General features: G+C 43.0%; 17 protein-coding genes and 2 pseudogenes. 14 read left to right on the top strand and 5 right to left on the bottom strand.

The features are described from left to right. Positions 1 to 10: 10 nt before the first annotated feature. From rapZ to whiA, 3 genes are read left to right on the top strand one after another with little or no spacing between them, the layout of a single operon-like run. Positions 11 to 901, top strand: coding sequence for an RNase adapter RapZ (gene rapZ, locus FZ941_RS01580; protein WP_148886589.1), 891 nt, complete (start codon positions 11 to 13; stop codon positions 899 to 901). After that, on the top strand, positions 898 to 1,875 hold the full coding sequence (locus FZ941_RS01575) for a YvcK family protein (RefSeq protein WP_148886588.1): 978 nt from the start codon (positions 898 to 900) through the stop codon (positions 1,873 to 1,875). Before rapZ ends, FZ941_RS01575 begins: the two co-directional genes overlap by 4 nt. Beyond that, on the top strand, positions 1,872 to 2,783 hold the full coding sequence (gene whiA, locus FZ941_RS01570) for a DNA-binding protein WhiA (protein WP_148886587.1): 912 nt from the start codon (positions 1,872 to 1,874) through the stop codon (positions 2,781 to 2,783). Before FZ941_RS01575 ends, whiA begins: the two co-directional genes overlap by 4 nt. 32 nt (positions 2,784 to 2,815) lie before the next feature. On the opposite strand, the gene FZ941_RS01565 is transcribed toward whiA, so the two are convergent. Continuing rightward, complete coding sequence (locus tag FZ941_RS01565) at positions 2,816 to 3,784, bottom strand: NAD(P)/FAD-dependent oxidoreductase (protein WP_148886586.1); 969 nt, start codon at positions 3,782 to 3,784, stop codon at positions 2,816 to 2,818. Between the two features lie 110 nt (positions 3,785 to 3,894). Further along, positions 3,895 to 5,211, bottom strand: coding sequence for an FAD-containing oxidoreductase (locus FZ941_RS01560; protein WP_148886585.1), 1,317 nt, complete (start codon positions 5,209 to 5,211; stop codon positions 3,895 to 3,897). A gap of 192 nt (positions 5,212 to 5,403) precedes the next feature. Between FZ941_RS01560 and FZ941_RS01555 the strand changes: the two genes are divergently transcribed. The 8 genes and pseudogenes from FZ941_RS01555 (at position 5,404) to rpsU (ending at position 11,026) form a co-directional block, all read left to right on the top strand. After that, positions 5,404 to 5,760 (top strand): DUF1304 domain-containing protein, encoded by a 357-nt coding sequence (locus tag FZ941_RS01555; RefSeq protein WP_148886584.1) that lies wholly within the window; start codon positions 5,404 to 5,406, stop codon positions 5,758 to 5,760. 111 nt (positions 5,761 to 5,871) lie between these two features. Then, positions 5,872 to 6,249, top strand: a complete 378-nt coding sequence (locus FZ941_RS01550; protein WP_005592027.1) for a BlaI/MecI/CopY family transcriptional regulator — start codon at positions 5,872 to 5,874, stop codon at positions 6,247 to 6,249. 15 nt (positions 6,250 to 6,264) lie between these two features. Then, positions 6,265 to 7,760: pseudogene (locus FZ941_RS01545) on the top strand (M56 family metallopeptidase). A 299-nt stretch (positions 7,761 to 8,059) separates the two neighbouring features. Next, positions 8,060 to 8,791 (top strand): annotated as a pseudogene (locus FZ941_RS01540) (polyphosphate polymerase domain-containing protein). Positions 8,792 to 8,802: 11 nt separating this feature from the next. Then, positions 8,803 to 9,300: a DUF4956 domain-containing protein gene (locus tag FZ941_RS01535; protein WP_148886583.1), complete on the top strand. Its 498-nt coding sequence runs from the start codon at positions 8,803 to 8,805 to the stop codon at positions 9,298 to 9,300. 180 nt (positions 9,301 to 9,480) lie between these two features. Further along, positions 9,481 to 10,053, top strand: coding sequence for a class I SAM-dependent methyltransferase (locus FZ941_RS01530; RefSeq protein WP_398587555.1), 573 nt, complete (start codon positions 9,481 to 9,483; stop codon positions 10,051 to 10,053). Positions 10,054 to 10,066: 13 nt separating this feature from the next. Next, positions 10,067 to 10,690 (top strand): Type 1 glutamine amidotransferase-like domain-containing protein, encoded by a 624-nt coding sequence (locus FZ941_RS01525; protein WP_148886581.1) that lies wholly within the window; start codon positions 10,067 to 10,069, stop codon positions 10,688 to 10,690. A 159-nt stretch (positions 10,691 to 10,849) separates the two neighbouring features. Next, complete coding sequence (rpsU, locus tag FZ941_RS01520; RefSeq protein ID WP_000048054.1) at positions 10,850 to 11,026, top strand: 30S ribosomal protein S21; 177 nt, start codon at positions 10,850 to 10,852, stop codon at positions 11,024 to 11,026. A 252-nt stretch (positions 11,027 to 11,278) separates the two neighbouring features. Here rpsU and mscL read toward each other — a convergent pair whose 3' ends face one another. Further along, the gene (gene mscL / locus FZ941_RS01510) at positions 11,279 to 11,665 is read right to left on the bottom strand and encodes a large conductance mechanosensitive channel protein MscL (protein ID WP_061422913.1); all 387 of its coding nucleotides are present in this window, start codon (positions 11,663 to 11,665) and stop codon (positions 11,279 to 11,281) included. Positions 11,666 to 11,802: 137 nt separating this feature from the next. Between mscL and dnaG the strand changes: the two genes are divergently transcribed. The 3 genes from dnaG to FZ941_RS01495 all read left to right on the top strand — a co-directional run bounded on the left by dnaG (position 11,803) and on the right by FZ941_RS01495 (position 15,182). After that, complete coding sequence (gene dnaG, locus FZ941_RS01505) at positions 11,803 to 13,605, top strand: DNA primase (RefSeq protein ID WP_316246068.1); 1,803 nt, start codon at positions 11,803 to 11,805, stop codon at positions 13,603 to 13,605. Positions 13,606 to 13,607: 2 nt separating this feature from the next. Continuing rightward, complete coding sequence (rpoD, locus tag FZ941_RS01500) at positions 13,608 to 14,720, top strand: RNA polymerase sigma factor RpoD (protein WP_002897871.1); 1,113 nt, start codon at positions 13,608 to 13,610, stop codon at positions 14,718 to 14,720. Positions 14,721 to 14,843: 123 nt separating this feature from the next. Next, positions 14,844 to 15,182: a metal-sulfur cluster assembly factor gene (locus tag FZ941_RS01495; RefSeq protein ID WP_015604868.1), complete on the top strand. Its 339-nt coding sequence runs from the start codon at positions 14,844 to 14,846 to the stop codon at positions 15,180 to 15,182. An 83-nt stretch (positions 15,183 to 15,265) separates the two neighbouring features. Here FZ941_RS01495 and birA read toward each other — a convergent pair whose 3' ends face one another. Together birA and FZ941_RS01485 are read right to left on the bottom strand one after the other, a co-directional pair. Next, positions 15,266 to 16,201 carry a bifunctional biotin--[acetyl-CoA-carboxylase] ligase/biotin operon repressor BirA gene (gene birA / locus FZ941_RS01490; RefSeq protein ID WP_148886579.1) on the bottom strand — a complete coding sequence of 312 codons (936 nt, stop codon included), beginning with the start codon at positions 16,199 to 16,201 and terminating at the stop codon, positions 15,266 to 15,268. A 14-nt stretch (positions 16,202 to 16,215) separates the two neighbouring features. Further along, positions 16,216 to 17,217 (bottom strand): LacI family DNA-binding transcriptional regulator, encoded by a 1,002-nt coding sequence (locus FZ941_RS01485; RefSeq protein WP_148886578.1) that lies wholly within the window; start codon positions 17,215 to 17,217, stop codon positions 16,216 to 16,218. Between the last annotated feature and the right edge of the window lie 14 nt (positions 17,218 to 17,231).

Raw genomic sequence — 17,231 nt, 5'->3', positions numbered from 1 at the left:
GGGAGAAAGAATGGCTGAACACAAGATTCAATTAGTGATTGTGACAGGAATGAGCGGTGCCGGAAAGACCGTTGCTATCCAGTCTTTTGAGGATTTGGGTTATTTTACCATCGATAATATGCCACCGACCCTAGTACCAAAGTTTTTGCAGCTGGTCGAAGGAACCACTGACAATGACAAACTGGCTCTGGTTGTTGATATGCGGAGTCGCTCCTTCTTTTTAGAAATTCAGGATATTCTGGATGAGCTGGAAAGAAGCACGGAAATTGATTTTAAAATTCTATTTTTGGATGCGGCTGACAAGGAATTGGTGGCTCGCTATAAGGAAACGAGACGCAGTCACCCTTTGGCAGCTGACGGGCGAATTTTAGATGGAATCAAACTGGAGCGCGAACTCTTAGCCCCTCTGAAAAATCTCAGTCAAAACGTTGTAGATACGACGGAACTGACACCACGGGAGCTCAGAAAGACCATCTCTGAACAATTTTCAAACCAGGCTGATCTGCACAGTTTCCGCATCGAAGTTATGAGTTTCGGTTTTAAATATGGTTTGCCTCTGGATGCGGACTTGGTTTTTGATGTACGTTTTCTGCCTAATCCCTACTATAAACCTGAGCTGCGCAATCAGACAGGCTTGGATAAGGATGTCTTTGACTATGTTATGAACCATGCGGAGTCAGAAGAATTTTACCAGAACCTGCTAGGCTTGATTGAGCCGATTTTGCCAGGCTATCAAAAGGAAGGAAAGTCCGTACTGACCATCGCGGTTGGCTGCACGGGCGGACAGCACCGTAGCGTGGCCTTTGCACATCGTTTGGCGGATGATTTAGCGAAAAACTGGCCAGTCAATACCAGTCATCGCGACAAAAATCGTCGGAAGGAAACGGTGAACCGCTCATGAGAAAACCGAGAATTACAGTTATCGGCGGTGGGACAGGAATTTCAGTTATTTTAAACAGCCTGCGGAAAAAGGATGTGGAGATCACAGCCATTGTCACAGTAGCAGATGATGGCGGCAGTTCTGGTGAGCTGCGGAAAAATATCCAGCAGCTGACGCCGCCGGGTGACTTGCGAAATGTTTTGGTGGCCATGTCCGACATGCCAAAGTTTTATGAGAAGGTCTTCCAGTATCGCTTTGCCAAAGGAGACGGCGTTCTAGCAGGTCATCCCCTGGGGAATTTGATTATTGCTGGCATTTCCGAAATGCAGGGTTCGACCTATAATGCCATGCAGCTTCTGACCAAGTTTTTCCATACGACAGGTAAAATCTACCCCTCAAGCGACACTCCGCTGACTTTGCATGCTGTGTTTACAGATGGAACGGAAGTTGTCGGTGAGAGCAATCTAGCTAGTAAGGCTGGTATGATTGAGCGGGTCTATGTGACCAATACCTATGATGATGCAAAGCCTGTTGCTAGTAGAAAGGTGGTCCAGAGTATTTTGGATAGCGATATGGTGGTTCTGGGACCGGGTTCTCTCTTTACCTCCATTTTGCCAAACATCGTAATCGAAGAAATCGGCCAAGCTATTTTGGATACTAAGGCAGAAGTAGCCTATGTTTGCAATATTATGACTCAACGTGGCGAAACCGAGCACTTTTCAGATAGCGACCACGTTCAAGTACTGCATCGTCATTTGGGTAAAAAGTTCATTGATACTGTCTTGGTCAATATCGAGCCAGTTCCGCGCGAGTATATGAACAGCAATAAATTTGATGAATATCTGGTTCAAGTTGAGCATAATTTTCGAGGGCTGCAAGAGCAAGTTCCGCGTGTTATTTCATCGAATTTCCTTCGATTGGAAAATGGCGGAGCTTTCCATGACGGAGAGTTACTTGTGGATGAATTGATGCAGATTATACAGGTGCGCAAATGAGCTTTACAGTGAAGGTAAAAGAAGAGCTTTTAAGCTTATCTGTAAAAGACAAAAACGAGTTGGCTGCCATGATCAAGATGGCTGGTAGCTTGGGAATTTCTTCGTCTGGCCTTACCTTATCCATTTCAACAGAAAATGCTAAGATCGCCCGCCATCTCTATGAGTTGCTGTTGGACCTTTATCAGGTCAAGTCAGAAATTCGCCACCATCAGAAGACTAATCTGCGCAAGAATCGTGTTTACACAGTATTTCTGGATCAGAAAGTGGAAGAAATCCTTTCTGATCTGCACTTGGCTGACTCCTTTTTTGGTATTGAGGTAGGTATTGACCAGGCCATTTTGTCAGATGATGAAGCCAGTCGTTCCTATCTTCGGGGAGCCTTTCTCTCGAATGGCAGCATGCGGGAGCCAGACTCAGGCAAGTACCAACTGGAAATCTTGTCCGTTTATCTGGATCATGCTGAGGACTTGGCTGCCTTGATGCGGCGTTTTCTGCTGGATGCCAAGACAATTGAGCGCAAGAAGGGGGCTGTTACTTATCTGCAGCGAGCTGAAGACATCATGGATTTTCTCATTGTCATCGGGGCTATGGAAGCCATGGCTGAGTTTGAGTCTCTTAAGCTCATGCGGGAAGCGCGCAATGACCTCAATCGAGCCAATAATGCGGAGACAGCGAACATCGCTCGCACGGTCACAGCCAGTATGAAAACGATCAATAATATTGCCAAAATCAGCGATAATATCGGCATTGATAGTCTACCTGTAGACCTGCAGGAGGTAGCTCAGCTTCGTATCCAGCATCCGGACTACTCCATCCAGCAGCTAGCTGATAGTCTGAGCCAGCCACTGACTAAGAGCGGTGTCAATCATCGCTTGAGAAAGATTAATAAAATCGCAGATGAATTATAAAAGCTGCTGAGCTTGAGCTCGGCAGCTGTTTTTTATAGGCTTGTAGAATGTTTGGGCTGAACTTTTTGCTCAGGATAGATATGGTTAATGGCATTGTTGACAGCAGTAGGTGCCTCACCTAGCCCAGTTGCAATCAGGTCAATCTTCCCCTCGTAGCTGCAGCAGTCGCCGGCTGCATAGATTCCTAGCACGGAAGTTTCTTGCTTGCTATTGACCAAAATCTTGTGACGGTTGAGCTCCAAGCCCCAATCTTTGAGATTACCGACAGAGGATTTAAAACCGTAGTTGACAAAGAGATGATCCAGAGGCAAAAGCTGACTATCCTCTCCTTTGACTTGGCTGATTTCCAAATGGGTAATCTTGCCATTTTCGCCGATCAATCGGCTCGGTATAAACGGTGTCTTAATCTCAACACTGGAAGCCTTGAGTTCTTCCACGCTATGCTCCAAAGCCCGGAAGTTATCCCGACGATGAACCAGACTGGTTTCCGCAATCTTTTCAAAAGCTAGCGCCCAGTCAACAGCCGAGTCGCCACCGCCCAGAACAACGACCTTTTTGCTAGCGTACTGGCTGATGTTTGAAACATGATAGTGAAGGTTGCTGTAGCTTTCAGCATCGTCTATCTCCAAAGCCCTCGGTTTGAAAGCACCGCCTCCCATAGCGATGATAATGGTTTTGGTCTGATGCTGGGCTTTAGAAGTCGTAATGGTGAAGTCATCATCAGATTTAACGATATCCAGCACTGTTTCATTGAGGCAAATCTCAGTCTGGAAAGTCTCCAGCTGCTCAATCAGACGCTGTGTCAGTTCTTCGCCACTTAGATTGGTAAAGCCCGGCACATCCAGAATCTTCTTCTCTGGATAGAGAATGGCTGGCTGGCCGCCCAGCTGAGGCAGGGAATCAATGATTTTCACCTTGGCTTGGCGCAAGTGGGCGTAAAATGCAGCGAACAAACCAACTGGACCGCCGCCGACAATCGTAATATCATACAGTTCAGACATAATTTTCCTCAATCTTTTTAAAATAAACTAGCATTATTGTACCACAAAAAGAGGTTGAAATGTAGTTAAATTTTTGTAGGGATTGTAAAAGCCCCATCAGGGGCTTAAGATTAAATAGCAAATAAATCATTGAGGTTTTCAGCCAGAGTTGGATGAGTGAAGATTTGCTTGCTCAAGTAGGTGTAAGGAATCTTATTATCCATGGCTACAGTCAGGATATTGATAATTTCCTGAGCCCCTGCTGAGAAGATTGTTGCTCCAACGATTTCCTTGGTTTCAGTGTTGACAACGGCCTTGAAGGCACCGCGTAAGTCAGCATTGACATGTCCGCGAGGCATAGCTGCGACTGGAATCTCCTTAACTGCAATCGGCAGTCCCTGCTCTTTGGCTTCCTTTTCAGTCAATCCGATTTGAGCCAAAGGCGGTGTGATGAACATGCTGGTAGGAACGTTCTTACGGTCTTCCAGTGTGTAGCTGCCGTCACCAGCCAGATAGCTATAAAGGATACGGAAGTCATCCAATGAGATATAAGTAAACTGCAGACCTCCGTTGACATCGCCCGCTGCAAATACACCAGGTACAGATGTTTCCAAGTGTTTGTTGACCTTGATAGCTCCGCGCTCTGTCAGCTCGATATCTGTATTTTCCAACTGCAGTGGCTCAACATTCGGCTTGCGGCCAGTAGCATAGAGCAGGGCATCAAAGCGGAATTCTCCATCCTCTGTCACAACTACAACTTCGTCACCATCATTTTTAATTTGCTTGGTTTGCACATTTTGCAGGAGTTGGATTCCGTCTTCTTCCATGTATTGCTTAGCCAGAGCAGCGATAGAAGGCTCTACTCGAGGGAGAAAGACAGGTGCAGCATCCAGTACAGTTACTTGACTGCCCAATTTGTTGTAGAGCCCAGCAAACTCTAGGCCGATGTTACCGCCGCCCAGAACTCCTAAACGTTTAGGAAGTTCCTTCAGATTTTGAATGCCAGTTGAGTCATAGACATGCTCGGTTTCAGTCAGTCCTGGAATTGGCAGGACATTGGAAACGGCACCGGTATTGATGACAATAGTTTCAGCAGTCAGTTGCTCTTTCTCATCGCCAGCTGTGATTTCGATGACTTTGTTTGAAAGGAAATGAGCTTCCGCATCGATGATGTCAACACCAGCACCACTGATTGCTGCGTAGTTCTTCCCGTTGAGACGGCTGGTTACAGCATTCTTTTCAGTCATGACTTGGTCGAAAGCCAGGCCTTTTTCAGCTGCGACAAGCAGGGTCTTGGTTGGGATGCAGGCAATATTGATACAGGTTCCCCCGTACATAGCCTTGCTTCGCTCAATCAAAGCAACTTTTTTTCCTTGGGCCGCCATTTTGGCTGCCAATGTTTTACCGGCCTTACCAAAGCCGATGACAATTAAATCATAGGTTAACATAATTTACCTCCATTTTTCAAAAAGATTGTATCACATCTAATCAGAAAATGCTGAGTTTTGCTACGCCTATTTTAAAAATGCAATCTAAAACATTTTAATACACTTTGTCCATTTTATTGGAACTAGATTCTAGCGTTTTTTCTTGCTCCATGTTATACTTTTTTTCGTCATAAATTACTATAAGGAGAAGAAATGTCTATTTTTACACTGATTTTGGCAAGTTTGGTTGCCTTGGAATTTTTCTATATTATGTACCTGGAGACCATCGCAACGACCTCAGCTACGACAGCGCGGGTTTTCGGTATGTCACAAGAGGAGTTGGAGCGGCAGTCGGTCAATACACTTTTCAAAAACCAAGGAGTTTATAACGGGCTGATAGCTGTTTTGGTCTTGATTGCGGCTTTTGTGCAGCCTAGTCCAGTTTGGCTGGGGATTTTTATGGTTTATATCATCTTGGTAGCTGCTTACGGTGCAGTGACTAGCGATCCGAAAATTTTGTTCAAGCAGGGCGGACTAGCAATGTTGACTTTGTTGAGTTTATTTTTCTAAAAAGAGCGGGAAATAGTGATTCCCAGCTCTATTTTTACATAATGATCGACTTTTTTATTAGACATGTGTAGAATAAAATTAGGAAGAGACTTTAGAAAGGATGGGAATATAATGAATCATTCAATTAAACGTTTACCAGATGGTGAATTTGCTATCTTAAAGATTATTTGGCACCTGCCAAATCCAACGACCTCTGCCCAAATTATGGAAAAGCTGGGTGAAGATAACCATTGGAAGCCTCAGACTTTATTGACAGTCTTAGCTCGCTTGACGGAAAAGGGGTTCTTAGAAAGTGTTCGAAAGGGTCGTGAGAGGCAGTATACGGCCTTGATTTCGGAAGAGGAATATTTAGAAGTAGAGACGTCAGACTTTTTGAAGCGCTATAGCGGACATTCCATGGGAGGCTTTGTCAAGACTCTCTTTTCATCTAATTCTTTTTCAGAAAATGAACTGGATGAGCTGCGTAATTTACTGAATCAGAAAGAGTAAGATGAGGTAGTATCCATGAAACAGTTCCTTTTGTCTTTCCTTTTAATCAGTCTATCAACGTCGATTTTGGTTCTGCTGCTGAGCTTGCTCTTTGCAGCCCTCAAGACTAAAATTTCAGTCAAGGTCAAGTATTTTATTTGGATTTTAATCTTGCTGAGTTTTCTGTTCCCATTCCGTCCCCAGTTCGGTTCTGGCTTTATTCGTCTGAGTACTGGCGGAACTGTTCAGACAGCCGTTAGAGCTAGCCAGACAGGAGGAGGGCAAGCTGCCTCTCAAGTGACCGAAAAAGCGAGCCAGGCTAATCTCTGGGAGTCTTTTCTAGGTCTGCCTTGGTTTGAAATATTCTTTGTTATCTGGCTGCTTGGTTGTGCATTTAACCTAGGTAAGTATGCCTATTCTTATATCCGTTTCAAAAAGATGTTGTAACGTTGGGGGACAGAAGTTGAGGATGAAGAGGCCTTGTTCCAGTTGCATTTGATCAAAGAAAAGATGGGCGTTAAAAGCAAGATTCATCTGCTCCACTACCCTATTACACAGAGCCCAATGTTGCTCGGTTTCAGGGATATTTTGATTGTGTTACCGGAGCTGGACTATACGGAGGAGGAGCTGCAGCTGATTTTCCAGCATGAGTTGACCCATTTTCAGCACCGGGATGTCTTGATCAACCTTTTTGCAATTCTCGCTAAGAGCCTACATTGGTTTAATCCAGTGGTTGGTTTTGCTTGTTGGGAAACTCAGGAAGCAGGAGAAATGTACTGCGACTACGATGTTTTGAGTAGAAAAGACACAGCTTGTCGAACTTTTTATGGTGAAACCATTCTGACAATGATTGATCGTAGTAAGAAGACTCCGATTACTTTGACAACTTGTTTTTACTCGGATAAGTTTAATCTTAAGAGGCGGATTATTGGTATCATGGATAGTCGCCTGCCGAAAAAGTTTCTGTCTGCTTCTTTCGTAGTAGCAGTTCCTCTACTTTTACTCTTGACTAGCTCGGTCTTTGCCTTAGAAAATCCAGTCGCACAAGATAGTAAACTTGTCTTAGAGTCTAAGAAAGCGGAAGGACTTAGTCAGCGTCAGGCCTTAGAAACAGTTTTGAAGGAACTTTCTCTGGCTGAAAAGGACATTAAGGATGTGCAGATTTCACGTGAGAAAGGCAATTATAAGATTCTCTTTTCACACGGACAGACGGCCCATGAGATGCTTGTCAATGCCAAGACTGGAAAAGTCGTCCAATCCAATCAGCATACCATTGTCGAAAAGACAGTAACAGTTGAAAAGAGGTTACTCCATCTTCATCTTCTGCAGCGACTCCAGCTGATAGTGGAAGTGGGAATGGGAATGCAGGTCAGATGGGAAGTGTTAGCTCGCCGACTCCTGCGACCAATACTGTGACAAATTCAAATACAAGCACCAGTACAGCACCTGTCCAACCTCCTGCTCAAACTAGCTCCTCAAAGAGTAAGGATAAAGATAGTGACGATGATAAAGACGATGACGATGACGATTAGATAAAAGATTCTACCAATCAGACTTTCTTGAAAGAAGCAGCGATTGGTAGAATTTTTTTATCTTTATTTTTGGTAGAAGCTAGTCTACAACTCATAAATTGAGGTCAATTTTAAAGTTTTTTTAATTTTAGTAATTTTCCCCTTTACTTTTGAAAACTACAAGTGTAGAATATGACCATAAACTACAAATGTAGAATAGAATTTTGAAAATACTGTCCGGAAAGTAGAAAATGGTAGAGCAAGGGCTCTCTTTCTTTTAAAATTATAAACTACATTTGTAGAATAAAAGGAGAATTAAAATGAAACAAAAACAAATCCAAACGAACTTCCAACGTGTTGAAACAAAATACATCTTAGACCGTGCGACCTTGACTCGCTTAGAAGCTGAAATGCATGCTTACCTCATTCCAGATGATTACGCAACGTCTACCATTTCAAATGTCTATTTTGACAATGATGATTTTCAAATGATCCAGGATTCGATTGCTAGAAGAGGTGGTCGTGAAAAGCTACGGATGCGGACTTATGCAGCGGAGCCAACAAAAGATAGTCAGGTATTTTTGGAGATCAAGAAAAAGTCGGAGGATGTCGGCTTCAAGTATCGTCTGGTTTCAAATTTGACTTCGGTTGTTAATTTTATTGAGAAGGGACTTGCAGACCAGACTATTTCTGATGAGCGGGTCAAGACAGAAGTGGAGCTGTTGCAGGAGCGTTATGCAGGCTTAAAATCGAGAATGGTGATTAACTATGACCGTTACTAAATGAAAGGCTCAGAGGACAAAAAAGTTCGTGTGACGGTTGATTCCAATATCCGCTTCCGTGATTATGATATAGACTTGACTTCAGGTCGCCACGGATATCCTCTATTGGAAGAGGATATGGTGATTATGGAAATCAAGGTTCCAGGGGAATATCCTCAGTGGATGTCTGAAATTTTGAATAAATACGGCCTTGAAGATCAGTCCTTCTCAAAATACGGCAAAGTCTACTTAAAATCTAAAGAATTGGTTCCTCAAGCCGTCAAGGTTTAAGGAGAGAAACAATGATTACACAACTATTTAACAGTATCTATTCTTCGGCTGAAGTCAAGGTCAACCCTCTAGCCCTAACAGCCTCCCTCGTGACAGGCTTGATTTTGGGAATCATTTTGGCCATCTTTATGGCGACAGCGATTGGGATTACGACAGGAATGGGTTTCTTAGCTCTAGGAGTTTTTTTCACGCTCCTCATTTCCTTCTTTTGGTTGCTCTTTGAAAAGATGGGTTTTAGTTCGGTTAGTCAAACCAGACGTTATGTACAAATTCAGATTCCATCTGAATTAGACTATGAAGTCCTTTTTGAAGCAATCTTTGAAACAGCCTGCAGAAGCTTTGAGTTGACCTCTGTCCAGTCCGTTGACAATAAGTTTATCGAGTTGGACTATGTGGTTGATTTGAAACCAGATGTAAGCGACCAGCGCCTCATCCAACGCTTCTTGCGCTATGAGAAGATTAAGAATATTTCCTTCTCGAAAGAAGCTAAAAAACGAAAGACCTTGTAAGATAGAAAACAGTCGTTTTGAATGACCTGCATCCCAAAAAGTTATCTTTTGGGATGCAAGTGTTTTGTTGATTGATTTAGCTATGATCTCTCTAAAATGGTATAATATAGCTATCCAGAAGTGGAGGATTGAAGAGTGCTTCATATAATAATTATCATTTCTATCATACTTTTATTACTCATGTTTCATTCTTTGATTCAGCAATCAAAGAACCCTTCAGGTTTTCTAGGAAAACGAATGATGAAATTGTGGAATCGAGCCTATATCCCCATGTTTGTATGGGCAATTCGTCATCTGGATAGGACATTTTACCCTGTAATCTTAGATGTAGGAGTTGGGAATGGTCGTTCAACCATCCTACTGAAAGAAACCTTTCCGCGAAGTACTGTAACTGGAATCGATATTTCAGATACTGCGATAGCTCAAGCCAAACAGATAGGAATGGTCAATCTAAATTTTGAACGAAGAGACGTTAGAGAGACAGGCTTTTCTGATGAAAGTTTTGATTTGATTACAGCTTTTCAAACACATTTTCATTGGCAAGACCTAGATGCTTCTTTTATAGAGCTTCGAAGGATACTCAAATCAGACGGAATGCTCTTACTAGCTTGTGAATCTAACAAGCTAACTTATTTTTTACCGAAATTTCAAAGCGAAGAAACATTTAAACGATTCTTGTTATCAGTAGGCTTTGCGCTCGTAACTAGTCAAAGAAAGGGATCGTGGATCTTTTATAAAATTGTTAAAAACTAATGGAGGTACAATCATGAAACAATTATTTTTATGTTCATACTTTGCTGGAGTCAAAAAGCTTTTTAGTGATTATGCAAAGGAAAAAAATCTAGAAAAAAAGGTTGTATTTATTCCTACCGCTGGGAACAAAGAGGACTATACTGCCTATATCGATGAGGCTCAGCAAACATTCAGAGATTTAGGCTTTGAGATAGAGATTCTGGATATTGCTTCTTGTGATCGAGAAATCGCGCAGGCAAAGATTTTCCAAAGCAAGATTCTTTATGTATCAGGCGGAAATACCTTTTATTTATTGCAAGAATTAAAGAAAAAGCAACTCCTATCTCTCATCAAAGAACAAATAAGAGATGGGTTGGTTTATGTAGGAGAATCAGCAGGGGCTATTATTACAGCCAAGGATATTGACTACAATAAACTCATGGACGACAAGACGGTAGCAACAGAGTTATCTGATACAGCAGGATTGGGTGAAGTGAATTTTTATATCCTTCCACATTATGGTGAGGAGCCTTTTACTGATAGTAGTCAGAAGACCTTTGAAATGTATAAAAATCAGCTCAGTTTAATGCTAATAAACAATTCCCAAGCCGTAATTGTAAATGGTGAAGAAAGTGAAGTCGTTTCTGAACAGACTTAAAATAAATTTCTTTTTGCTATTATGATGTTCATTCTAACAATTTGTTGCTTTTAAAAAAGAAAGTGAAGATAATATAAGTTTATGGCAGTTTTTTTCTTGACATTTATCCATTTTGCGTGTAAAATAGAATAGATCTTGGACTTGAAGGGAGTGAAAAAAATGTCAAAAACAGTAGTACGTAAGAATGAATCTCTTGACGATGCTCTTCGTCGTTTCAAACGTGCGGTTACTAAAGCTGGTACTCTTCAAGAAACACGCAAACGTGAATTCTATGAAAAACCTTCTGTAAAACGCAAACGCAAATCAGAAGCAGCTCGTAAACGTAAAAAATTCTAATCAATAGAATGAGGAAACAGCCGATTTGGCTGTTTTTTTCTTTTGGATGGAAAGCCTATAATAAAACAGAGAGTGGGACAGAAATCGGTAATTCGTTAGAATTCGATTTCGTCGTCCCACCTCCGCACAGTTGAGTAGGGCTGTAAAAGCTAATGAAATAGCGTAGTAGAGCCCACTCAACCACTGCGTCTTGCTGGACAATCCAAAGACAATTGAGAGGCTAGGACTTTGGTCCCAGCCTCTGTTTGGATATTAGTTTTGTTTTTCAAGCAAGCTCTTGATTTCTTGCAGAACTTCAAGTTCTGTTGGTCCAGCTGGTGCTTCTTCAGCAGTTTCTTCGTTCTTTTTAGCAAGGCTTTGTGCTTTTTCAGCAGACTTCACGATGAAGAAGAGAACAGTACCGACTACCAAGAAGTTGATCACGGCGCTCAAGAAGTTACCATAAGCTACCCCGTTCCATTTCAATTGAGAAATTTGCTCTAATTGTGCAGCTTTCAAAATTGGGTTGAGGAAGAGGGGAGTGATAACGTCAGTAATCAATGAGTTTACGATTGCTCCGAAAGCATTCGCAATGATAACCCCGACTGCCAAGTCAATCACGTTACCGCGTAGCAAAAATTCTTTAAGATCCTTTAACATTTTCTTTTCCTTTCAAAAAATAATTTAATATTTGAGATTATATTATAGCTTAAAGAAGCAATTATTTCAAGTTATTTGCCTATCAAATGTTTTACATTTGCGTCAAATTATTATAAAATATAGAGTGATATTCTGTGATGAATTGGAGGTATTGTCTATTGGATAAAGAAATCATTTCTGAAATAAAAAATAGTGTCAATATCGTCGATGTCATAGGAGAAACAGTAGCCTTGACTAAGGCTGGGAGAAATTTTCTGGGACTTTGTCCCTTTCATGGCGAAAAGACGCCCTCTTTCAACGTTGTAGAGGACAAGCAGTTTTATCACTGTTTTGGCTGTGGCAAGTCGGGGGATGTTTTCAAGTTTATTGAGGACTACCGAGGCGTATCCTTCATGGATGCTGTTCAGATTGTCGCAGACAGAGCGGGCATTTCCTTAGGGATGGAGAGAGCTGGCGCAGATCGACCGAGACAGGCTCATCCGCATCAGGCGCTCTACGATATTCATACAGAGGCAGCGAAGTTTTACCATGCGGTTCTGATGACGACCAAAATAGGAGAAGAAGCACGCGCTTATCTCTACAATCGTGGGCTGACAGATGAAGTCATTAAGCATTTTCAAATCGGCTTGGCTCCTAATGAAAGCAACTATCTTCATAAGAGCATGGCTGGTAAGTTTGATGAGTCCACTATCATGAACTCGGGTCTTTTTAATCTGGCAGAGAATAATCTGGTCTATGATGCTTTTCAGAACCGGATTATGTTTCCCTTGACCAATGACAAGGGTCAGGTTGTCGCCTTTTCTGGTCGAATCTGGCAAGATTCGGAGGCTGGTTCACAGACTGCCAAGTATAAGAATAGTCGCAGCACCCCTATTTTTAATAAAAGCTATGAGCTTTATCATCTGGATAAGGCCAAGCCGGTTATCAAGAAGAGCCATGAAGTCTATCTGATGGAAGGCTTTATGGACGTGATCGCGGCTTATCGGGCTGGAGTTGAAAATGCAGTCGCATCTATGGGAACAGCTCTGACGCCTGAGCATGTCCAGCATCTGCGTAAGTATTGCAAGAAAATTATTCTGACTTATGATGGAGACAGGGCTGGTCAGGCTGCGACAGCCAAGGCTTTAGAAGAGTTACGGGATATGTCGGTAGAGATTGTTTCCTTTCCTGACAATATGGATCCGGACGAATTTATTGCTAAAAATTCTGCCGAGGAATTGCGACAATTTCTAACCAAAACGCGAATTAGTGATGTAGAGTTCCTTTTGCGTTATCTCAAGCCGGATAATATTGAAAATTTGCAGGCTCAGATTGAATTCGTGGAGCGAATGGCGCCAATCATTGCTCAAACGCAGTCTATTACAGCTCAGAATTCATATATTTATATGTTGGCTGAGTTGCTACCAGATTTTGATTATCAGCAGGTAGAGAATACGGTTAACAACAGTCGTTTGGCTGAGCGAAGTAGTCGAAGCGGACAGCAGTCGGAATTTCCAAGAAGCCCTGTACTGGTAGATCTTCCGTTATCTAAGCAGCTATCACGGCTGATAAAGGCAGAAATCCACATCCTTTATCGTATGGTACATGATCCACTGGTTTTAAATAGCTATCGGCTTCGTACAGATTTCGCCTTTGATACGGCGGAATTGCAGGAGCTATACGAACTTTTACTGGCCAATGGTGAAGTAACTTCGCAGGATTTATCCAGCTTACCAGAAAGAGTCCAGCAACTTTGGTATCGGATGTTGGAGGAAGATTTGCCAGAGGAGATGGAAGACGGAGAGTTAGCAGAAGTTGAGCTGACCAGGGAACGCGAATTGCTTCGTAAGAATAATCAGCTGATTAGCAAAAAGGTTCGAGAAGCTTTGCATACTGGAGATGAGAATGCCGCTATATTAGAGGTGGAGCGCTTAATCGCACAAAAAAGAAGAATGGAGTAGGTATGGCTACAAAACAAAAAGAAGTAACAACATTAGACGTTCAAATTGCAGAATTCATCCGCAATCACAAGCAGACAGGTGTAGCGACAGACGATGAAATCAATGACCAGCTGGTCATTCCTTTCACTTTGGATGCTGATGGGATTGAGGATTTGCTGCAACGCATTCAGGATGCGGGCATCTCGATTACAGACAAGGAAGGAAATCCGAGCGCGCGTGTCTTAAATAACGAAGAGGAAGAAGCGGAGCTGACGGATGAAGAGCTCTTGGGTAGCAATTCAGCCAAGGTCAATGACCCAGTCCGCATGTATCTGAAAGAAATCGGAGTTGTGCCGCTTCTCAGCAATGAAGAAGAGCAGGAGCTGGCTATCTTAGTAGAGCAGGGTGACTTGGAAGCCAAGCAACGTCTGGCTGAGGCCAACCTGCGTCTGGTTGTTTCCATTGCTAAGCGCTATGTTGGCCGTGGTATGCAGTTCCTTGACTTGATTCAAGAAGGAAACATGGGGCTGATGAAGGCCGTTGATAAGTTTGACTACACCAAAGGATTTAAGTTTTCAACTTATGCGACTTGGTGGATTCGTCAGGCCATTACCCGTGCGATTGCCGACCAAGCTCGAACTATTCGGATTCCAGTTCACATGGTGGAAACCATTAACAAGCTGGTCCGCGAGCAACGCAATCTCCTACAGGAATTAGGTCAGGATCCAACTCCGGAGCAAATCGCTGAGCGCATGGATATGACGCCTGACAAGGTTCGTGAGATTCTCAAGATTGCCCAAGAGCCAGTTTCCTTGGAGACACCTATCGGTGAGGAAGATGACAGTCATCTGGGAGACTTTATCGAAGATGAAGTGATTGAAAATCCAGTCGACTATACAACTCGTGTCGTTCTTCGTGAGCAGTTAGATGAGGTCTTGGATACGCTGACAGACCGCGAGGAAAACGTCTTGCGTCTGCGCTTTGGTCTGGACGATGGAAAAATGCGGACACTGGAAGATGTCGGCAAGGTCTTCAATGTCACCCGCGAGCGGATTCGCCAGATTGAAGCCAAGGCACTGCGTAAACTCCGCCATCCAAGCCGCAGCAAACCACTCAGAGACTTTATCGAAGATTAAGAAATGAAGAGAATCGAGGGGCAGAAATCTTTCAGCAGGAATCGTCAAGTCGGCAATCCTAGCTGAAAACAAAAGCCCCTCAAGCTAACTTGAGCTTTTGCCATATCTATAAGGAGGATATGCATGTCAGAAAAAAAATACAGCCCTGAAGAAGTTGAAAAGATTAAAACGCGGATTTTGGAGGCTCTAGAGCAAGTTATCGACCCAGAGTTGGGGATTGATATTGTCAATCTAGGCTTGATCTATGAAATCCGCTTTGACGAGACTACTGGGGAAACGGAAATCGATATGACCCTGACAACCATGGGATGCCCGCTGGCAGATCTTCTGACCGACCAGATCTATGATGCGATGTCAGATGTTCCAGAGGTTACTAAGACAGAAGTCAAATTGGTTTGGTACCCAGCTTGGACGGTGGAAAAGATGAGCCGCTATGCTCGAATCGCTTTGGGGATTAAATAGCGACATCATACTGGAAGAAAGAGTATACAGAAAAGCACTTGAAATGGACCATCAAGTGCTTTTTAAATGCAATTTTAGATAGATTACCAGCTAGTCAGAGAAATTTCTCCACTGTTGAGCCAGATATTTTGGTCATTCTCCAACTGGACCAGAAGTTGGCCACTGTCCGAGATTTCTCTGGCCATTCCCTTATAGGTTTGATTATTTTGCTGGAAACTTACTTGTCGACCAAGGACTAGGGAGTGCTTTTTGTAAAGATAGAGTAAGTCTTGGGGATCGCTTTCGTAGAAACATCTCCAAATTTCAGCAATCAGCTCATTTCTGCTGATAGGAGCCCGCTCTTCAAAGAGTGAGCCTGCCTTATCTTGCAATTCTTTTGGGAAATCATGAATGCAAAAATTAAAACCGACACCAATAATAATGTCTGTGACTAAGCCTGTCTCAACGGAAGTAGTAGCCTCAGTTAAAATGCCAGCGATTTTTTTATCCTTGTAGTAAATATCGTTGACCCACTTGATATCTATGTCTATGAGGGTTAGATTTTTTACAGCCTGATAGATTGCTCCAGCTGTCAGGAGAGTATAAGCAGGGATTTGATCAAAAGACAGGTTGGGCTTGAGATGGAGGGACATATAGAAGCCGCCTTGTTTTGGAGAGAAGAAGTCTCGGCCGAAGCGACCGCGGCCGGCTGATTGAGCAGCAGCCAGATAGAGTGTATTTGCCTCGCCACCCGCTTCCAGACCTGCTTTGGCATCTATCTGAGTAGATTGGCAGTTGGGGTTGAAGGAAACCTTGATAGGTGCCTTCTTTTCAATGATTTCTGGGATTAGTAAATCCCCCGCCTTGAGCTTATAGCCACGGTTTTTCACGGAATCAATCTGGATTCCTTCTTTTTCCAAGCGCTGAATGGCCTTCCAAATGGAGGTTCTGGAAATACCCAATGTCTGAGCCAGGCTTTCCCCGTTAACATAATCGTCAGCTTGGCTGAGAATGGTAAACAATTTTTCGTAGGTTTTCATTCGTTCTTTCTCTGTTAAATACTGCTTTCTCGAATGGTCAGCTTGGTAGAAAGTTTGACCATATAGGGAATGACATCATCTTCGGATGCTAAACTTTGATCCAGAATATGCAGGGCCTGTTTACCCATTTCTTCTGTAAAAACGGTGACCGTACTGAGACTGGGATAGATGTACTTAGCAATAGAGGTATCATTAAATGAAATAATGCTGACATCTTGGGGAACCTGAATTCCGTGTTCTTGCAGAGCCCGCAAGGCACCAATGGCTAAAGCATCGCTGGAGATGAAGAAGGCGGATGGCAGCTTATCCTTGTGCTCATTGATGAGCTCTGTCATCATCTGATAGCCTGATTCCGAAGAAAAGCTGCCTACCTTAACGAAGTCAGCTTGAAAGATTCCTTTGTCAGATAGATACTGCTGGAAGCTCGTAAGACGAGGGTCACTGATGAGGCTAGCCTGGTCAGAGGTTCTTTCTTGCCCAGCAATCATGCCAATCTGGTCAAAACCAGCATTTATGAAGTGCTCAAGAACCTTCCTTACAGCATTCTCAAAATCAACAGTCACACAGCTGTGACCTGCATTAAGCGTATCACTGTCGACAAAAACTAAGTGGTTGCTGTACTGCTCCAGCTGTTGAATTTGAGCTGGGCTGAATTTGCCGATGGCAATCAAGCCATCAATGTCTTTTAATTGATCAAGAGAATCATTTTGAAACATTCTGAGAATCTCATAGCCCAATTCCTGGGTTTTTTTTTCAATACCCAAGCGAATAGAGTAGTAGTAAAGGTCATCGAGCTCTTCCTGCTCAGTGTACCATTCAATGAGCCCAATACGGTAGGTCTGAGTCTTGCTTGGCTTAGTTTTTCTTGATTTTTTATAGTTCAGCTGCTCAGCGATATCAAATATCTTTTTACGAGTGCCATCGCTGACCGACATGCCAGGGTCGTAGTTGAGTACACGGGAGACCGTAGCGGGAGAGACTCCAGCAGCCTGGGCGATATCTTTAATCGTAGCCATTTTTTTCTCCTATT

The organism is Streptococcus sp. Marseille-P6264 (genome assembly GCF_902460355.1).
Taxonomy (GTDB): Bacteria; Bacillota; Bacilli; order Lactobacillales; family Streptococcaceae; genus Streptococcus.
The sequence above is the reverse complement of the archived record's forward strand: the minus strand, read 5'-3'. Positions and strand labels throughout refer to the sequence as shown.